This window comes from Pseudomonas sp. ICMP 3272 (assembly GCF_001466905.1).
Classification (GTDB): Bacteria; Pseudomonadota; Gammaproteobacteria; order Pseudomonadales; family Pseudomonadaceae; genus Aquipseudomonas; species Aquipseudomonas amygdali.
Genome location: NZ_LKEK01000125.1, coordinates 1 through 903 on the forward strand (window position 1 = coordinate 1; position 903 = coordinate 903).

Here is a 903-nt window from a genome sequence, read left to right on the forward strand (position 1 = left end):
CAGCGGTGCAAAGCACTCGTAGACCGCAAGATCGAAGTTCAGCGAGGTGGAGAACAGCGTTTTTTCCAGTGCAGAGCCGTAAAAAGCCGCGTGCGCCCAGGTCAGGAAGTTCACGGTGTTGCGATGTTCGATCATCACGCCTTTCGGCAGGCCGGTCGAGCCCGAGGTGTAGATCAGGTAGGCCAGATGCGCTGAAGTCAGCCCCGGCACCTGCGGATTCTGGACGGATTGGTCCTGCCAATCGTTCAGATCAAGATTGATGACAGGTACTGCAACGTCGGCCAGCAGCGCTTCAGTTGCCGACTGCGCCAGCACAGCGGCAGGCGCGCTGTCCTGCAACATGTAGGCAATTCGTTCTACCGGATACGCCGGATCCAGCGGCACATAACCGCCGCCCGCCTTGAGAATCGCCAGCAACCCGACGACCATCTCCACGCCGCGTTCTACACAAATCCCGACCCGCGAATCCGGCTGAACGCCCTGCTTGCGTAAGGCATGGGCCAGGCGGTTGGCCTGCTCGTTAAGCTCGCGATACGTCAGGCGCTGTTCGCCGTGGACGACCGCAAGAGCCTGCGGTGTAAGCTCGACCTGTGCTTCAAACAGCCCGTGAATGGTCTGCTGCTGCGGGTAATCCAGCGCGGTGTCATTGAAATCCACCAGCAAATGATCACGCTCGACAGCTGGCAGAATCGACAGACTTTGCAACGACGCTTGTGGCATTAACTCAAGCGCGTCCACCAGTTGTTCCAGCGCCGTGTGCATGTAGCCACACACACGCTGCGCACCGACCGTGCTCGCCGCCAGTGCGGTTAGTTTGAAGCCGTCACCAACGTCATCGACGTTCAAGGTCAATGGATAGTTGGTGCGTTCTTCACTGTTCAGGGCTTGAATACCCTGCCAGGC

General features: G+C 59.0%; 1 protein-coding gene. It reads right to left on the bottom strand.

Annotated elements, in window-relative coordinates; all coding sequences use genetic code 11:
• On the bottom strand, positions 1–903 hold a 903-nt coding region (locus tag AO068_RS26065), incomplete at both ends, for an AMP-binding protein (protein ID WP_152999773.1).